A 12,943-nucleotide genomic window follows, 5' to 3' on the forward strand; every position below is an offset into this window, starting at 1 on the left:
TCAGCGCTTTACCGAGAGGCGATAGATCATGACGTGGCGATAGGGCTTGCCGGGATCGACCCGAGCCGAAGGGAAATTTGGGTGATTTGGCGCATCGGGGAAATTCTGTGGCTCAAGCGCGAAGCCGTCGCCCATGCGATAGAGATGACTGTTTTTACCAAGGAATGTCCCGTCGAGAAAATTGCCGGAGTAGAATTGAAGTCCAGGCTCCGTGCTCAGCACTTCAAGCACGCGTCCTGACCCAGGGTCCTCAAGACGCGCAGCCAGTTCCGGCGTCGCCGTCTGCCCCTTGTCCAACACCCAATTATGATCATAGCCCCGCCCGAAACTGATTTGCTGATCGGCGCCGTCGCGCACGGCATCGTCCACGCGGCGAGGGACGCGGAAGTCGAACGACGTTCCCGCGACCGGCCTGATCTCGCCGGTGGGAATGAGTCCCGCATCGACGGGCGTGTAGGCTTTGGCGGGTATCGTCAGCAAATGACCAAGGGCGCCGCCCGGTGCCCCCTCGCCCGCCAGATTGAATATGGCATGGTTAGTGAGATTGACGATCGTGGGCTTGCTCGCCTTCGCCTCGAAACTGATGGTCAGGCCGCCGCTTTCGTCCAGTGCGTAGCTGATGCGGGTGTCAAGCTGGCCGGGATAGCCCGCCTCCCCATTCGGGCTGCTGTAGGAGAGGACGACTTCGGGCCGCGGTTCGCGGCGAACCGACACGACCTTCCACACCTGCTTGTCGAACCCCTTGCCGCCGCCGTGCAGCGTATTGCCCTTGTCATTGAGGGGCAGCTGGTAGGTCTGACCATCCAGAGTGAACCGGCCATGCCCGATGCGGTTGGCATAGCGGCCAACGGTCACCCCAAAATAATCGGGCCGAGCCAGATAGCCCGCCAGATCATCATAACCGAGCAGCACGTCGGCCTGCTTGCCATCCCGATCCGGCCCCGTCAGCGATTGCAAAGTCGCGCCATAGGTAAGAATGCGGGCCGAAACGCCGTGGTCGTTGGAAAGCGTGATGGCTTCGACCGCCGTGCCGTCTGGAAGCTGTCCTGCGGGGGCGCGGCTGGCTTCACCCGCCCAGGCTGACGTGCTTGCCATCAGACACGCAAAATAATAGGACGGCGATGTTCGAAAAGCATGGCTGATCCAGCCCCTCTGCATACGATCCCCTTACCGCCGGAGTATATTGACGCCCGACCGGCAGCTATATACTCGGACAAATTGAAGCAGCACAAGCCTGTTGGCGCCTGTTGGAGAAGATGAATGCCTGCACCTCCCTCATCATCAGCCACTCTGACGGCGGGCGACCACCCCGCCACCCGGTACGGGCCTGCCCTGACGCTGCTGGCCAGCCTGTTCTTCATGTGGGGCTTTATCACCGTCATCAACAACACGTTGCTGCCGCATCTGCGCAGCGTGTTCGAACTGAACTATACCCAGACAACGTTGATCGAGTCCGTCTGGTTCATCGCCTACTTCGTGGCATCCATCCCCTCGGCCAAGCTGATCGAACGCGTCGGCTATCAAAAGGCGCTGGTGATCGGGCTGCTGATCATGGCGGCGGGAGCATTGGGCATGATGCTGGCGGCCAGCCTGCCATCCTATGGCGTCACCTTGGCCATGTTGTTCATCATCGCCAGCGGCATCACGCTGTTGCAGGTGGCCGCCAATCCCTATGTGGCGGTCGTCGGCAAGCCGGAGACAGCGTCGTCACGCCTCAATCTGGTGCAGGCGATGAACTCGGCTGGTACGATGCTCGCTCCGCTGTTCGGCGCCTATCTGATCCTTGGCCGATCAAAGGGCGGCACGGCGAGCGCGGACGTCGTCCTGACCCAGGCGGAACGGTTGGCCGATGCGCAATCGGTGATCCTGCCCTACGGCCTGGTTGCCGCGGTCCTGCTGGTGCTGGCGATCGTGATCGCTCGCTTTCCCCTGCCCGCCATGGGTTCGTCCACCTCGCGTCTGGCGAAGGAGGACCGCAAGAACCACTCGCTCTGGGCGCATCGCAACCTGGTCTTCGGCGTCCCCGCCATCTTCATTTACCTGATCGCGGAGATCGGCGTCGCCAACCTCTTCGTGAATTTTGTCAGCCAGCCTGACATCGCCAACCTGACCCATGAGCAGGCAGGCCGCTATCTGAGCTTCCTGTGGGGCGGCATGATGGTCGGCCGTTTCGTGGGATCGGCGATCATGCAGAAGGTGGACGCGGGCAAGGTGCTGGCGGCCTTCGCGACCGGATCGTTCATCGTGATGCTTGTCGCGGTCTTCAGCCACGGGCCGGTCGCCATGTGGGCGCTGATTCTGGTGGGCCTGGGCCATTCGATCATGTTCCCGACCATCTTCACTCTGGGCATTCGTGGCCTGGGGCCGCTGACCGAGGAAGGATCGGGACTGCTGATCATGGCGATCGCTGGCGGGTCGCTGGTGGTGGTGCAGGGATGGCTGGCCGACAATTATGGCTTGCAAAACAGCTTCCTGCTGACGGCCGTCTGCGAACTCTACATCCTCTTCTATGCCCTTTGGGGTTCAAGGCCCACGCACGCGCTGCCTGATCAGCATCTGGAATGATGCGCGCATAGCGGTATCAAGCGAAGGCCGGGGTGCAGGTAGCGCCCCGGCCTTCTGCATATCTGGCTATTCAGCGGCGAGTGGATAGGCGGCGCGTGGCGCTTCGCTGGCCAGCGCGTCGATCAGGGATCTGATGGCCGTCTGAACCCTTGGCAGGCCGGGGCCGGGATTGTCCAGGGCGGCATCGAGATAGAGACTGCGGTCAACCTCCACCTGCAAGGCGTAGAAGTCATGGGCCGGATCCCCATGGCGTTCGATCATATGGTCGCCCGCATAGGGATGATTCTGCGCCACCGTCAGCCCATGCCCCTCCAGCACATCGGCCGCCAGCGTCATGAGCCGCGCCGACGCAGCCCGGCCGAAGCGATCCCCCAGCACCACGCTGGGCGCAGGCTGTCCGGCAGCAGCAGCGGGAAGCGGCGGCATCGAATGAAGATCGATCAGCACGGCGTGGCCATGGACTTCCCGAGCCGCCCGCAGCATCCGCGTCAATGCCTCATGATAGGGCCGATGGATCGTGTCGATCCGCCGACGGACTTCGTCCCACCCGATGGGCCGCTGCCACAGTTCATAGGCGCCCGGCAGGCGCCGGGGTAGAAGGCCAAGGCCACCACGCAGCTTCGCGCTGCTTTGAAGGGGGACGTCGCGGGGCAGGCCCGTCACCATCGCGGGATCGATTTCCCGCTCATGACGATTGAGGTCGATCATCGCGCGGGGCGCGCGCGCCACCAGCACATGATAGCCGCGTTCGATCAACGGATGGGCCAGCAGGTCCGCCCAGCGATCCTCCAGCCGTCGCAATATGTCCGGTGCGACTCTGGCGGTGCCCAGCAGAGCCGGGGCATATTCGCGCCCGGCATGGGGCACCGAAATAACCACCGGAGCGATCGGGCGGTCCGGTCCGTAAAGATCATGAGAGGCTGTGGATTGGGCCGGAGCGCGCGGTGCGGGATAGCTCAAATCATCTCCTTCCACAGGGCGCGGCAAAAATGGTTACCCGGCTGGATATATATGCTGGTTGTCGCATATAATGGCATACAGCGCCACCCGCGAGGGGTGCCGCACGAGATCGGCCGACACCGGCCAGAGACGAGATTGATCCAAGCGATGGTTCGAATTTTGCTGGCCGAGGATGATGACAGCATGCGCGTCTATCTCGCCCGCGCGCTGGAGCGGTCGGGATATGAGGTGGTGGCGGTCGCCACCGGCGCGCAGGCCGTGCCGCATATCGACGACGATCATTTCGACCTGTTGCTGACCGACATCGTCATGCCCGAGATGGATGGCATCGAGCTGGCCCAGCATGCGGCCACGGTCGCGCCCGATATGCGGATCATGTTCATCACCGGCTTTGCCGCCGTGACGTTGAAGGCGGGGAAAGCGGTGCCGCAGGCCAAGGTGCTGTCCAAGCCCTTCCACCTGCGCGACCTGGTGCTGGAGATCGACCGGCTTTTCGGCAGCACCAGCATGAGCGAGCTGAACTGAAAGCCGCTTAGCCAGGGACGACTTCTTCCATGTCGGGGGTCGGAGGCAGTGGCTTGCCCGCCATGGCGGCGGCGAAACGCTCGCGGTCGAGCCCCCTCTCCCACGCCGATACGACCACCGTCGCGACCGCATTGCCGACGAAGTTGGTGAGGCTGCGGCATTCGCTCATGAACCGATCGACGCCCAGGATCAGGGTCATGCCCGCGACCGGCACGGACGGGACGATCGAGAGCGTGGCGGCGAGCGTGATGAAACCCGCGCCCGTGACGCCCGCCGCGCCCTTGCTGGACAGCATGGCGACCAGCAGCAGCAGGATCTGGTCGCCGATGCTCAAATGGACGTTGGTCGCTTGCGCTATGAACAGCGCCGCCAGCGTCATGTAGATGTTCGTGCCGTCGAGGTTGAAGCTGTACCCCGTCGGCACAACCAGCCCGACGACCGACTTGCGGCACCCTGCCCTTTCCATTTTCTCAATCAGACTGGGCAGCGCGGCTTCCGATGAAGATGTGCCGAGGACGAGCAACAGTTCCGCCTTCAGATAGCGGATGAGGTGCAGGATATTGAAGCCGATCAGCTTGGCGACGAGGCCCAGCACGACCAGCACGAACAACAAGGATGTGAGGTAGAAGGTCGCGACCAATTCCGCGAGGTTCGCAAGTGCGCCCACGCCATATTTGCCGATGGTGAAGGCCATGGCGCCGAGCGCCCCTATAGGGGCGGCCTTCATCAGGATCGACACCAGCTTGAAAATGGCGTGGCTGGCGGATTCCAGGACCTGCATGACCGGGTCAGCCTTTTCACCGATCAGGGTCAGGGCGATGCCGAACAATATGGCCACGAACAGCACCTGAAGGATGTTGTGACCATCCGCGACAGCCGAGATCAACGTGGCGGGGATGATGTCCATGAGGAAGCCGATGAGCGACCGGTCATGCGCCTGCTGCTGATATTCCGCGACCTTGCCCGCGTCGAGCGTCGTCGGGTCGATGTTCAGCCCCGCGCCCGGATGCACGACATTGGCAACGATCAGCCCGACTATCAGCGCAAGGGTGGAAAAGGTGAGAAAGTAAGCGAATGCCTTTGCCGCCACCCGCCCGATCGCGCCCAATTCCTTTATGCCCGCGATGCCGGTCACGATGGTGAGGAAGATGACCGGCGCGATGATCATCTTCACCAGCTTGATGAAAGCGTCGCCGAGCGGCTGGAGCGCAACGCCGGTCTGCGGGAAGAAATGGCCTATCAGGACCCCGATCGCGATGGCGGCGAGCACCTGCACGTAAAGCTGCCGGTAAAAGGGCAGTGGCATCGTCGCTCCGCCCGCTGCGTTGTGGATGTCCTTCATGCCGACGGCGCCCCCTGTTTTCCCCGCACAATATGGGCTGCGCTCCCTCTGTCCAGAGAATTAGCTTTTAAGCGAATTTCGCGCTTGCACACCCCACCACCCCCCGCTATTGGCGCAACTCCCGTGGGCGTGTAGCTCAGTGGTAGAGCACTGTGTTGACATCGCAGGGGTCGCAAGTTCAATCCTTGCCACGCCCACCATCGAAAACCCCGTCAAATCAACGATTTGGCGGGGTTTTTGTTTGCCTGATGGAGGTCGCCTCCCCCGCATTGCCCAAGAGATTTTTGGGCAAATTTTGGGCATATCGACGCCTCTTTGGGCAAATTCTGGGCATGAAAATGCCGGGCGAACCCAGCGAGATTCCGATTCGCTAGCGCCTCGCCGACATGGTCTCGCAAAGCCTCATGATGCCCCATCGTCGACCCACGGACAGGTCGTCACCCCATTCGCGCGTGAGCCGCATCTTGCGGCAGAAAAACGGTGCTGCGCCACGGCAGAGCAGGCAATCTCGTCAGCAAGCAAAAGACGACACGCCGCCTCCGCCCCCCATAGAGCCCGCGATCCCCCGAAACAGACACAAGCCCCTTCGGGTCTCGCGACACTCTGCACCAGCCCGGCATAGCCACCGCCGTGCATGCACCGGAATGCGCCAGACCTTCACGAAACATGGCGTGCCCCACGTTCAGGAATGCGGATAAAATCCGTGCGGGGAAGGCGCAAAATCACATGCGACTGGAAAAGATCACATGCTCTCAATCCGTACCCGTGGAAAGAAAGGCATATACTACATCCGAGGCTCGGTTTCGCTTGGCGACAAGCATATCGAGGTCCAGGAGTTTAGCCTCAGGACAACCGATCGCGATGCGGCGGCCCATCTGATGGCGGAACATGAAACGAAGCTGCGCCACCAGCTCATGTTCGGTCCCGCTGCGCTCGTAGCTCAAGGAACCATCGCCGATGCCTTCGACAGCTATCTGACAAAGGCCAAGCCTCCTTGCGCGTCCGACATCTTGCGCATCGGCAAACTCAATGGCCTCATCGGCGACTTCAGCCTGCGCGAGCCGAAGCAGGCGTGGGAGCATTTTCGCCGGGCTTACCTGACCGGCCATGACCCGGGCGGTCAGGATCGTTATCGCTCGGTGTTTCAGGCGGCGATCAATGTCCATTATGATCTGCACGACCTCCCGCCGCTGCGGATCAAGGCAATCCCATTCAACAATGAGCGGGTGCGCTTCGTCAGCAAGGAGGTCCGCGATCGGCTGATCGCCGCCTATTCCCCTCACATCCAGCCGATCATCACGATGCTGGCTTTCCAGGGTCCGCGGATCCAGACGGCATTGCAGATCCCGTGGGGCGTCGATGGAGTGGACATGAAGGAAAGATCCATCCGGCTCAACCACAGCAAAAACGCGGTCATCAAGTCGGTGCCGATGCATTCCCGCGTGTTCGATGTGCTCCACCCGATCTGGGAAAAACGAGGACAGCCGACACAGGGCCATGTCTTCCTCAACCGGTTTGGCAAGCCTTATTCGGACACGCGCAAGGCGAATATCCCCGGCGGCAACCCGATCAGGAACCAGCATGCGACCGCCTGCACGCGCGCGGGGATCGAGGATTTCACCGTCCATGACTGGCGCCACCATTGGGCGTCCCACTGCGTGATGGCCGGGATAGACCTCATCACCATCATGAACATGGGCGGCTGGAAGTCACTGCGGATGGTCCAGCGCTATTCCAGCGTCAGCGTGGATCATATGCGCGAGTCCATCAACAGGCTCAGCTGACCCCCTCATCCAGGAAGCACCATACTGGCGGACCAGGAAGCGCAATGCGTACGCACTCCTGATCCGCCGACCCTTGATCATTAACGTCTATTTGCGTTATAACAAGCGTATGAACGGCGCTCTTAAAATTACCAAGATCGGAAACAGCGCGGGTGTCATTCTACCCCGGGATGTTCTGGCGCACCTCAATGTACAGGTGGGTGAGACGCTCTCGATGGTAACGACTCCCCAGGGCATCGAACTGAGGACTGCGGCACCAGAGTTCGAAGCTCAGATGGCCGCAGCCCGTGAAGTGATGCTTCGGCGCAAACGCGCGTTGCGCGAACTCGCCAAATAATCCCGTGCAACACTGGATTTGGGTCACGGTAGCGGTGGCCTTGGCAGCCCATGCTGAGCAGGTGACGGAGCATGGCGGAGATGACGGGATACGCGATCCCGGCCTGCTTAATAGTGCCATGGCCCGCCCAGTGAACCTGGCGAATTACGGCAAACCTGACGTCGCGGATTTAGCCGCAGCCTATGCTTTCGGCATCGCGCGAAACCATCCTTTTGTAGACGGTAATAAACGGACCGCAGCAGTGGTGAGCGAAACATTCCTCATGCTTAACGGATACGACTTGGCCGCGACGGATGCCGAATTAGTGGTGGCTTTTGTCGCCCTTGCTAGCGGCGAACTCTCAGAGGTAGAGATGGCTGACTGGTTCCGCCAGCATCTCCGTTAGTCTGGGTTCGGTGCAACTTGTCTTCGCCTCGCCTGCCACTAAGCGGAATTCCGCATGTAAAAAGATTCCGTTGCCCGGGATAATCGCGCAGCATGGGCGGGTGGCGATCCAACGCATCAATTAAGGTTCGCGCGGCCGCTGGGTGGTGATTGCTCGTGCATCTCTGAACTGAAACATGCTTCGATCAGCGGCCACTTCGCGAGAGATTGGTTCGTTTCGCCCGTGCGACGCGCTGTGGCGACCACATCAGTCGCAAGACACGTCCAACGTCCAAGAGGTCATCGCGACCGCCGAGTTCGCGCGGTCAGGAAGATCGTCCGGTGACCCGGCATCGCCCCTCGTGCCAACCGCGGATCGAGAGACCCGCCTTCCGGCACACCTCCTCGACCCTCGTTCATCCTCCGCCTGTTTGAAAATGAACGCCCTCTGCTGCTCGCTAAATCTCGACGTCTTCATACGCCAACTTCCTCGTCTGGCTTCTGCCAAACCGAACCGGGAATTTCTCACCAAAATTCGGACCAGTCTCCAGCGAGCAGGCAACCCCTTACCTGGGACGGGTATGGAAGGCGCCGCCTGCGCGAAGGCTTGCGTCATTATGCCCTGATCCCTTGCCGAGCGAAGGCCTTAGCTATGCGCAACATGGCCGGACGTATCCCTCCAATGGGATGCAGGTACAGGCTGGTGATCGGTAGACAGAACAGGCCCGTTGATGGTGACATTCGCGCACCCGGGACGAAAGATTTGGCACCGTCACCAGGATCAGGGATATGCCAGTGTAATGCCGAACCAGCTATCGCTGGTATCTTATTCGGAATGCGCCACATGGATCACAAAATCACCGTGAATGGCCGGAGCGTGTCGGTCGAGGCGGACGAAGAGACCCCCTTGCTGTGGAGCTTGCGGGAGCAACTTGCGTTGCGAGGTACCAAATTTGGATGCGGGCTGGGCCAGTGCGGCGCTTGCACTGTACTGGTCGATGGCAGTCCTAGCCGCTCATGCGTAACGCCGACATCCTCCGTCGCGGACGCCAGTATCATGACGATCGAGGGTGCCGCTGCGGATGCCGTGGGACGGCGGGTACAGTCGGCTTGGGAAAAGCTGGCCGTTGTGCAATGCGGATATTGTCAGAGCGGCCAGATCATGGCTGCCATAGCGCTGCTGAAGTCCACGCCCCGGCCGACCGACGCCGACATCGATGCAGCAATGACCAATCTATGCCGTTGCGGCACCTATCCCCGCATCCGGGCGGCGATCCATCTTGCAGCGAAGACCGATGATCATGGATGATGCATCTCGGCCCGCTTTCGGACGCAGGCACTTTATCGGCGCCAGTCTGATGGCCGGGGCGGCCCTGGTAATCCCGGTGCGATTACTGGCGAAGGTTCCCGCGACGCCGGGAGAAACCGGATTCGCGCCCAATGCGTGGGTCACGATCCTTGCCGACGGGTCGGTCGAGATCATGATGGCACATATTGAAATGGGCCAGGGTGCGCAGACCGGACTTGCGATGTTGGTGGCTGAGGAGTTGGACGTCGCCATGGACGCTGTGCGCCTTCGGCAGGCTCCGGCGGACGAAGAACGCTACGGGCCGCAGATAACAGGCGGTTCCCAGTCGATCCGGAGCGGCTGGCTCCCAATGCGGCATGCCGGAGCGACGGCGCGAGCAATGCTGGTCGCCGCAGTTGCCGCGCGGTGGACCGTAAAGCCGGAAAGCTGTTCGACAGCCAACGGGGTCGTGCGCCACGACGCCAGTGGCCGCAGCGTCAGCTATGCTGACTTGATCCCTGATGCGGCGAAGCTGCCCGTGCCCAGTGATGTACCGCTGAAGAAACCGGCCGATTTCAAGCTGATCGGACGCACCAGTCCTCGTGTGGAGGGTATCGCGAAAATTCGGGGCGAAGCCGTATTCGGCATCGACGCGGCCGTGCCAGGTGCACGCATCGCGACACTGATCCAGTCCCCGGTGTTCGGCGGCAAGCTTGTGCAGTTGGACGATGCGGCAGCCAAGGCATCACCGGGCGTCAGCCAGATCGTGCGGCTGGACGATGCTGTTGCGGTCATCGCCGATACCATGCCACACGCGCGGCAGGCGGCCGCTCTGCTTAAACCGGAATGGGACAATGGTTCGTCCGCGACGATCAATAGCGCCGCGATCCGGGCGTCGTTGCTCGCGGCGCTTGAGGCGCCGGGAGCCGTCGCCAGCAGCGTCGGAAAACCGGGTGCGGTGACGGGCCGACGGATAGCGGCGACCTATGAGCAGCCGTTTCTTGCCCATGCGCCAATGGAGCCGATGAACTGTACCGTTCACGTCACGAACGAACGATGTGACATCTGGACCGGCACGCAGGTGGCGACCGTAGCGCGCAAGGCCGTCGCCGGGCAGCTTGGCCTGCCGGTCACCAGCGTCATGCTGAACGTGTATCTCATGGGTGGCGGATTTGGCCGCCGGCTTGAGATCGATGGCATCCTTCGAGCCGTGCAGATCGGCCGTCAGGTGGCTGGACCCGTCCAAGTCATCTGGTCACGGGAGGAGGATATGCAGCACGACATGTACCGGCCCGCCTACGCGGATCGTATCGAAGCGGTCCTCGATAAGCAGGGGCGACCGGTCGACTGGATGCATCGCATTGCCGGTTCCTCGATCATAGCGCGCCTGTATCCACAGTTGTTCAAGGGCGTGGACAGCGACGCAGTGGAGTGCGCTGCAAAGCCGCTTTACGATCTGCTCAACCTCAAGGTCGAGTTCCAGCGTGTCGAGTCCGGGATTCCGACATCCTGGTGGCGCGGCGTCGGCGCCACCCGCAGCCTGTTCGTCGTGGAGAGCTTCATCGACGAACTCGCATTTGCGGCGAAGGCAAACCCGGTGGCCTATCGCCGCGCCATGCTCAGCGACAAACGGGCACTGGCTGTTCTGGATCGGCTCGAAACCATGATGACGGCGGCAGCCAACAAAACCTCATCTGGCGCATGGGGGGTGTCGCTGTTCCATGCGTTTGGAAGCTATTGTGGACTGGCGGCGCATGTGTCGCAGGAGCAAGGTGGCATAAGGGTACGCAAGGTGCTGGCCGCGCTCGACTGCGGCAGGGTGATAAATCCCGACCTGGTCAAGGCACAGATCGAGGGCGGGTGCATCTTTGGCGCCGGGGCGGCGCTTTCTGGCGAGATCACTATTGCCGGTGGTGCTGTCGAGCAGAGCAGTTTCGCTGATTTTCCGATGATGACGATGGCGACGGCACCACAAGTTGATGTCGAGATTCTGGCTAGCGAAGCCGATCCCGGCGGTGTCGGCGAGGTCGGGACCGCCGGTATCGCGCCCGCAATCACCAACGCCATTTTCGCGTTGGGTGGCAAAAGGATCCGCCGTCTGCCGGTGTCGTCGGCAATGCCGGTCTGGTCTGCATGAGCGTTCAACGAATGAGGTATATCAGGGTGATGCATAAGAAATTACTGGCGGCTATGGGCGTGACCATGATCATGTCGTCGGCGGGAGCAGCAGCTCAACCCGCGGCGGCGGGCGCAGCAACGTTCAAGCAGCGGTGCATGATGTGTCATACGGTCGCACCCGGCGCGAAGGGCGCAGGGGGACCAAATCTGGGCGGGGTCGGCAATAGACCGGCTGCCAGTACCGCTTTCGCCTATTCGCCTGCGTTGAAACAATCAAAGGTGAAGTGGACCGCCGAAAATCTCGACAAGTTCCTGACGGCGCCAAGCAAGATGGTGCCGGGCACGCGTATGTTCGCCGGAATTCCAGACCCGAAGAAGCGTGCGGAAGTCGTGGCCTATCTCCTCTCGCTCAAATGATGAGGGGTTCAGCGGGCACCGATGATCGCGGCAGAATATGCCGCGATCGCGCAACGTCTGCCGCTGCTCCACAGACCCGACTTCCTGGATTAACCAACTTCGCCTGACCCAAAAGCGCGTTGTCAAGCACGCCCCGCTACAGCATAACCGACAGCCCAAGTGGCTTCGCAATGTTTGTTGTTATGCGATGGGGGAAGCTGCAACAGCTTCCGGGGGCTGGATTATGAACCAAAAGATCGACACCGAGGCATCGTTGCGCCTGGTGCGTACGCAGAAGGCATCTATCCCACCCTTTGCGGCGCTCAGGGCGTTCGAGGCGGTCGGGGTCTGCGGAGGGATCAGGCGCGCAGCCGTTGCCTTGTCGGTCGATCATGCCGCCGTCAGCCGTCATTTGCAGGCGCTGGAACATTGGACCGGCATGACGCTGATAGAAAGGGTGGGCGGCGCTTACGGCACCTTGACGCCGCAGGGGCGGATTTATCATCAACGGATCAGCGCGGCGTTGGCGGAAGTGGCGCGTGCCACCCAGGATCTGATGCGCCGGGACGAAGATTCCCGCCTGCGCTTGTGGGTGGCGCCGGGACTGGCATCGGAATGGTTGACGGGCAAGATCGGTGAATTCATCAAACGGCATGCCAAGATAGAGCTGGAACTCCAACCTTCGGATCGTGCGCCGGACTTCGGTTCAAATGAAGCTGACGCATATCTGCATTATGTCGCGGACGGGGCTGCCGATCAGGTCTTGCCGTCCCTTCGTTCGGTCGAAATCGCCAGACCGCCGATCCTGGCGGTTGCCAGCCCGCAATTTGTCGAGCTGACGGGCGTATTCCGTACCCCGGCGGAGCTCGTCGGCCAGACGCTGCTTCATGAGACAAGCCACGATCAATGGCGGAAATGGTTCGCGCTGCATGGTCTGGTCGATATCGGGCCGCTGGCCGGACCCAAATTCTTCCAGGGCCACCTGACCTTGTCGGCCGCCCGGCAGGGGCAGGGTATTGCATTGGCCAACGCATTGCTCGTCGGCAACGATATAGCCAGCGGCCGCCTCGTATCAGTCGGGCAATTTCCCGAGGTGTTCCTCGGAAGCTATAATTTTACGGCGCGCCGGGATTGCTGGCGGGCAACTTCAATCGCCAGCTTCAGGCGCTGGCTGGAAAACGCCATTGCGGCAACGCGGTGCGGTGATTCCTAAACACCGGAGATCGGGATTTTATCATCTGGCGGCTTGCAACGTACTCCTTACT

The 12,943-nt window shown here is 61.4% G+C and carries 12 protein-coding genes and 1 tRNA gene; 10 read left to right on the forward strand and 3 right to left on the reverse strand.

Translation table 11 applies throughout. The features are described 5' to 3' along the window. Complete coding sequence (locus ACWNC0_RS18185) at positions 1–1,095, reverse strand: aldose epimerase family protein (protein ID WP_449473625.1); 1,095 nt, start codon at positions 1,093–1,095, stop codon at positions 1–3. Positions 1,096–1,260: 165 nt separating this feature from the next. Between ACWNC0_RS18185 and ACWNC0_RS18190 the strand changes: the two genes are divergently transcribed. Further along, the gene (locus ACWNC0_RS18190) at positions 1,261–2,565 is read left to right on the forward strand and encodes a sugar MFS transporter (protein WP_449473626.1); all 1,305 of its coding nucleotides are present in this window, start codon (positions 1,261–1,263) and stop codon (positions 2,563–2,565) included. 66 nt (positions 2,566–2,631) lie between these two features. Here ACWNC0_RS18190 and ACWNC0_RS18195 read toward each other — a convergent pair whose 3' ends face one another. Beyond that, on the reverse strand, positions 2,632–3,525 hold the full coding sequence (locus ACWNC0_RS18195) for an N-formylglutamate amidohydrolase (protein WP_449473628.1): 894 nt from the start codon (positions 3,523–3,525) through the stop codon (positions 2,632–2,634). A gap of 147 nt (positions 3,526–3,672) precedes the next feature. On the opposite strand from ACWNC0_RS18195, the gene cpdR reads away from it, so the two are divergent. Then, a complete protein-coding gene (gene cpdR, locus ACWNC0_RS18200) occupies positions 3,673–4,050 on the forward strand; it encodes a cell cycle two-component system response regulator CpdR (RefSeq protein ID WP_449473629.1) in 378 nt (125 codons plus the stop codon). 7 nt (positions 4,051–4,057) lie between these two features. Here cpdR and ACWNC0_RS18205 read toward each other — a convergent pair whose 3' ends face one another. Continuing rightward, entirely contained in the window at positions 4,058–5,392 is a 1,335-nt protein-coding gene (locus tag ACWNC0_RS18205) for a dicarboxylate/amino acid:cation symporter (protein ID WP_449473631.1), read from the reverse strand. 125 nt (positions 5,393–5,517) lie between these two features. On the opposite strand from ACWNC0_RS18205, the gene ACWNC0_RS18210 reads away from it, so the two are divergent. The 8 genes from ACWNC0_RS18210 (at position 5,518) to ACWNC0_RS18245 (ending at position 12,891) form a co-directional block, all read left to right on the forward strand. After that, a tRNA-Val gene (locus ACWNC0_RS18210) sits at positions 5,518–5,592 on the forward strand. A 546-nt stretch (positions 5,593–6,138) separates the two neighbouring features. Beyond that, positions 6,139–7,176 carry a tyrosine-type recombinase/integrase gene (locus ACWNC0_RS18215; RefSeq protein ID WP_449473632.1) on the forward strand — a complete coding sequence of 346 codons (1,038 nt, stop codon included), beginning with the start codon at positions 6,139–6,141 and terminating at the stop codon, positions 7,174–7,176. A 109-nt stretch (positions 7,177–7,285) separates the two neighbouring features. After that, positions 7,286–7,513, forward strand: a complete 228-nt coding sequence (locus ACWNC0_RS18220) for an AbrB/MazE/SpoVT family DNA-binding domain-containing protein (protein WP_449474661.1) — start codon at positions 7,286–7,288, stop codon at positions 7,511–7,513. A gap of 4 nt (positions 7,514–7,517) precedes the next feature. Next, entirely contained in the window at positions 7,518–7,898 is a 381-nt protein-coding gene (locus tag ACWNC0_RS18225) for a type II toxin-antitoxin system death-on-curing family toxin (RefSeq protein WP_449473633.1), read from the forward strand. Between the two features lie 822 nt (positions 7,899–8,720). Next, positions 8,721–9,185, forward strand: a complete 465-nt coding sequence (locus ACWNC0_RS18230) for a (2Fe-2S)-binding protein (RefSeq protein WP_449473635.1) — start codon at positions 8,721–8,723, stop codon at positions 9,183–9,185. A gap of 49 nt (positions 9,186–9,234) precedes the next feature. Next, positions 9,235–11,301, forward strand: coding sequence for a molybdopterin cofactor-binding domain-containing protein (locus ACWNC0_RS18235; RefSeq protein WP_449473636.1), 2,067 nt, complete (start codon positions 9,235–9,237; stop codon positions 11,299–11,301). Between the two features lie 29 nt (positions 11,302–11,330). After that, the gene (locus tag ACWNC0_RS18240) at positions 11,331–11,699 is read left to right on the forward strand and encodes a c-type cytochrome (protein WP_449473638.1); all 369 of its coding nucleotides are present in this window, start codon (positions 11,331–11,333) and stop codon (positions 11,697–11,699) included. A 223-nt stretch (positions 11,700–11,922) separates the two neighbouring features. After that, positions 11,923–12,891, forward strand: coding sequence for a LysR substrate-binding domain-containing protein (locus ACWNC0_RS18245; protein WP_449473639.1), 969 nt, complete (start codon positions 11,923–11,925; stop codon positions 12,889–12,891). The last annotated feature ends 52 nt before the right edge of the window (positions 12,892–12,943 follow it).

This window comes from Sphingobium chungangianum (assembly GCF_977014255.1).

What these genes read in the sequence shown, in the direction of transcription:
- ACWNC0_RS18185 (WP_449473625.1), bottom strand. Translation starts at nt 1,095, where the DNA reads ATGGCAAGCACGTCAGCCTGGGCGGGTGAAGCCAGCCGCGCCCCCGCA.
- ACWNC0_RS18190 (WP_449473626.1), top strand. Translation starts at nt 1,261, where the DNA reads ATGCCTGCACCTCCCTCATCATCAGCCACTCTGACGGCGGGCGACCAC.
- cpdR (WP_449473629.1), top strand. Translation starts at nt 3,673, where the DNA reads ATGGTTCGAATTTTGCTGGCCGAGGATGATGACAGCATGCGCGTCTAT.
- ACWNC0_RS18205 (WP_449473631.1), bottom strand. Translation starts at nt 5,392, where the DNA reads ATGAAGGACATCCACAACGCAGCGGGCGGAGCGACGATGCCACTGCCC.
- ACWNC0_RS18215 (WP_449473632.1), top strand. Translation starts at nt 6,139, where the DNA reads ATGCTCTCAATCCGTACCCGTGGAAAGAAAGGCATATACTACATCCGA.
- ACWNC0_RS18220 (WP_449474661.1), top strand. Translation starts at nt 7,286, where the DNA reads ATGAACGGCGCTCTTAAAATTACCAAGATCGGAAACAGCGCGGGTGTC.
- ACWNC0_RS18230 (WP_449473635.1), top strand. Translation starts at nt 8,721, where the DNA reads ATGGATCACAAAATCACCGTGAATGGCCGGAGCGTGTCGGTCGAGGCG.
- ACWNC0_RS18235 (WP_449473636.1), top strand. Translation starts at nt 9,235, where the DNA reads ATGGCCGGGGCGGCCCTGGTAATCCCGGTGCGATTACTGGCGAAGGTT.
- ACWNC0_RS18240 (WP_449473638.1), top strand. Translation starts at nt 11,331, where the DNA reads ATGCATAAGAAATTACTGGCGGCTATGGGCGTGACCATGATCATGTCG.
- ACWNC0_RS18245 (WP_449473639.1), top strand. Translation starts at nt 11,923, where the DNA reads ATGAACCAAAAGATCGACACCGAGGCATCGTTGCGCCTGGTGCGTACG.